Origin of the sequence: Pseudomonas sp. NFPP07 (assembly GCF_900115645.1) — a bacterium.
Taxonomy (GTDB): Bacteria; Pseudomonadota; Gammaproteobacteria; order Pseudomonadales; family Pseudomonadaceae; genus Aquipseudomonas; species Aquipseudomonas chlororaphis.
Map to the genome: position 1 here is coordinate 1 of NZ_FOXG01000024.1, position 3915 is coordinate 3915.

General features: G+C 52.0%; 2 protein-coding genes and 1 pseudogene. All 3 read right to left on the reverse strand.

The genetic code is table 11. The features are described 5' to 3' along the window. Nucleotides 1-347, reverse strand: a pseudogene (locus BM019_RS30925) (hypothetical protein); the annotation flags it as partial. A gap of 29 nt (nt 348-376) precedes the next feature. Beyond that, a complete protein-coding gene (locus BM019_RS30700) occupies nt 377-2500 on the reverse strand; it encodes an oxidoreductase (RefSeq protein ID WP_139217411.1) in 2124 nt (707 codons plus the stop codon). 14 nt (nt 2501-2514) lie between these two features. Continuing rightward, on the reverse strand, nt 2515-3915 hold a 1401-nt coding region (locus tag BM019_RS30335), incomplete at its 5' end, for a hypothetical protein (protein ID WP_239691127.1).

The following is a 3915-nucleotide window of genomic DNA, read 5'->3' on the forward strand; positions in this document are numbered from 1 at the left end:
ATCTGGGTTGTGTTGACGTGGGCTGTAGCAGTCAGGTAGCTGCCGGGCCGGACGTTGCCCTCATAATCAATCGCTGCGTAGCTGGGATCTGATGGTTGATTTGGGTTACGGCCGACACCAGTACAGTCAATGGTAACCTTGTCGATCCCTGGGGCCGGTTCGATTATCTGGCCGCTATAAGGCCAGTTGTCCTCGCGATTTAAAAGAACTGTTGTGCCTATCGGGCACACAGCACCGTTGATCTGTAGCCATCGGTAACCGGCCTTCAGGATTGATCTGATTTGCGGACCGTTGTCAGCATTTGGATTTGGGGTAAAAACGTACGGCGTGTCGCTATAAATACCCATAAGTGAGTCCAATTTTAGTGAATGTTGGCTTAAGGAAGATACGTTGCATAAACCGCGTCAGTAATGTTGTTGTTTGTATTCGATGTGGTTGATGCGTCAGGACCGGCGATGGAAAATCCGACTGTAGATATATTCCCGGATATTCTTGACTTTGTTGTACTGGTTGTGGTTGCGACTGCCGCAGGGGTTGCAGTATTTTTGATATTGAACTGGTTATCAATAATCATTGCTGCGGAAGTTACTGGCAGTGAAACCGGGGCAGCAGACGAGGCTGCATCACGGTTAACTTTGCAATCTGCGAACCGAAACCAGTCGACTCCACCTGCCGCAGATGTTCCTAGAACAGCAAATAGAGACACATTAAATACAGTATCACTGATATCCAAATGTCTCCATGCGGTTGTAGTGCCCTGCTCAACTAAACCGTTATTCCCTGAAAGGTTGCAACCCCTGATCGCGAGCTGGTCGATATTGTTTAAATTGCTGATGCCCGTGTTTATACAGTTCCCAGTGGTGGTGCCAACCGAGATAACAGTGTCCTCAAGGAGAAGCTTAGGCGCTCTATTATTTATGCCGAAAGATCCTCCTACAAGATTGCACCCGATTACCTGGGTAGGAAGCTCGCCTGATGATATGCCATTAAGTAGACACCCGCCATATGCTGCCGTGACAATAACATTTGACAATGTGCACTGCCCTTTGCTAGCGAATCCAGTCACAGAATCAAGGCTAATGAGTGAGGCAGCCGTATCAGGATTTGTACCATGGAAAACAGAATCGGAGATTAGGATTCGATCGTTCGCCGAATTGATAAGCGCGGCGATCCCCAAGATGTTGGAAATGTTAAGTTGCGTCAGAATGCAACGCTCGCTCGCCAGTGTCGCTTCCGTACCGCCGGCGACATTGGACGATTCGACCTTTACCCCATGCAGAACATTATTCCCGGTAATGTTCGAAATTATTCCGCCGCGTGTACCCTGCGAAAAGTCTGCGCAGAACCCGCCAGTGCAATCTTTGAAGTCGCCGCCATCGATATAAGGACGCTGGCAATTAGACACAAGCACGCCGTGTACGATCATGTTTTTATATTTGCAGTCGATCGCATACGGGCGCATACAGACCTTAGAGCCTGTAGGATCAAGAGCCAGCTGTCGACCGCCGATCATTCCGATCAACTGACCATCAAGGAAGCACCGAGTCAGTCCGCAGTTTTCAACGGATCCATCCGAAGTTGGGTCAAGGATCATCGCCGAATATCCGCCGACAAATGCAACGTCACTGACGTCACAATTGACCGCATCTTTCATGTAGAAAAATGCCTGCTTAACTGGGTTATTCCAGATGAGTCTCGAGCTCGGCCCGTTGCCCGTTACGCACTGCCCTGACTGCAAAATAGCCGCGGATGTCCTATTGGGCTCAGCAAACGGCCCAGCTGGATATGGTGGGGAGGCGGGAGGGCCTACCGGTCCGACCATAAAGTCACCATCAGGCACGTGGAAGTTTTCTCCGAATAGGACGCATGCCAAGTAACGGGCGGTGTCATCCGTGACGCCATCGCCTTTGCATCCCCATTGCCTCAGTGTTGCTGGCTCCGGCTGGCACAGATGCAGAAATCCCCCGTCATCCATAGCGATTACAGTTCCGCCATTGGAAGTTCCGGTGGTTTTGATGATGTAGACACCGTCTCCACCATCGCCAGCCGCGTAATACCCCATCGTCCTAACGTACTTGCTCGGCGCATTCTTCGAAAAAGTGACCGCCTCGGCGACGTTCTGCGCGATTTGCAGACCTCGCCCTATCATAGCGGCGCCCTTCAAAGGGTCTGTTGTATTTGCAAGGTAACTGATCAGATCCGAAACGCTCACTTCATTCGGAGAGTTGTAAACGAAACGACCGGCGCTGTCATACACCGCGATCGAGTAGTTACCAGCTACGTAAAGCTTTGCCGGAGTTCCATTTCTTGAGAAATAGCCACCGATAGTCCGCAGCGGCTGAACGGCTGGATATAAGCCGGCTTCATCCCAGAATACGTTCGCAGGGAACGTTTGAGGGTTCAGGTTAGGCTGACCAATATAAATAGTTGCATTATTAAGAGGATTGCCATCACTCCCGTTAAATACTGCAAATGGTGCAACAACAGATCCAACAGCCATAGTTCGTGCTCCTACTATATGCCTTTAAGTGATGCACTAATACGAGCCTTGGTTTTCCTGTCTCGTATATATTTAGATGCTTCTTTTAATGCAGTAGCAGCAGGCGCTGGAATTCCTGTAACGGCGAATGTCCCCAGGCTATCAAGTGCAACTTGCAATGCAGAGGCAGTATTCGAGGCGTTGATTGCTCCAGGAGGAGCTGTGTATATCACCGAAGCGATATCGGCCAAATCCCGCAATATTTGCGCCTGCTTCTTGCCGTAGAGCGATTCGAGTTTTCCAGTCTCATCCATCTGCCGGACTGCGCGGGCCAAAGCATCAGGTGACAGGATAGGATTCCCTCGAGAATCACGTGCGCTGGCAGACAAAGAGGCATTCTTAATCCGCTCGATACCTGCCGCCTTGAGATCATTCCATGCCTGCTTTCCTTCTTTCCCGGATCTCAGCAGAGTGCTCCGCAGCTTATTCATCTCGTCGACCTTCGACGACACAATTACTTTTTCGAATACATCCTCAAGGGCAATCTGGCGCTCATCAGTTCCGCGCTTAGCTTTAATCAACTTAGATGTGAGCCCAGCATTCTCGAATTCGTTGGCGAAATTTGCGCGCAGCTTTCTGGCCTTTCGATAGAGTTCGCCACCCTGATTTTCGGTTGCCTCATCAATGGCGCTCGTTACACGCTTAGCAAACGTGGACTGCCGACGATCCATCCAATCAGTGGACTCGTTGACGAACTGGCGCAAGAGCTCGGCATCGTCAATAGTGACGCGCCCAGGCATCAATCCTCCCGCCTCATCCTCTGCAAGCGCCCCAAGCCGCACAGCCTCATTGCGTATAGCCCGGATGTTCGGCGACACACCTTCAAACCGCTGTAGATCAGCCATGCTGCTGGCGAGATTGTCCATGCTTATAGGATCGCTGAGCTGGCCAGCATCACGCGCATCTTGATAGGCCTTCCTGATTTTTCGGCGCTCTACCTCTGCGCGAGTTACCAATGCCCGATCTACGGCATCGCCTATCTCGCGTTTACTTGTGGCCACCGGCTCCAGGCGATCGACCAGCGCGTCAAAGTTCTGGATCATGGTCGCCGTCTGATTCTCGACTCGCTCACGCAGAGGAGCACCCATTTCACCGATCTTGGCTGTCTCTTTCTCGAACTGAAGTTGAGCGAAATCACGCGAGGCCTGCCCAGCAGTCAAGCCGGATTTATCCTTGAATGGGACTGGAAGCTGTGCAGCAATCTCCGTGCGCCGCATATCCTCCGGAGTGGCTGCGGCGCCACCGCTTCGAGCACCTGTTTGGGCTTCTGCGGTTGCTGGGCGCACCGCCTCCGTAATGCGCTTGGCTCCTTGTGTGATCGGTGCACTCACCTTGCCTGCTGCTGCCCTGGCAAGCGGTGCGGCTGCGCGAGCGCC

What these genes read in the sequence shown, in the direction of transcription:
- BM019_RS30700 (WP_139217411.1), bottom strand. Translation starts at nt 2,500, where the DNA reads ATGGCTGTTGGATCTGTTGTTGCACCATTTGCAGTATTTAACGGGAGT.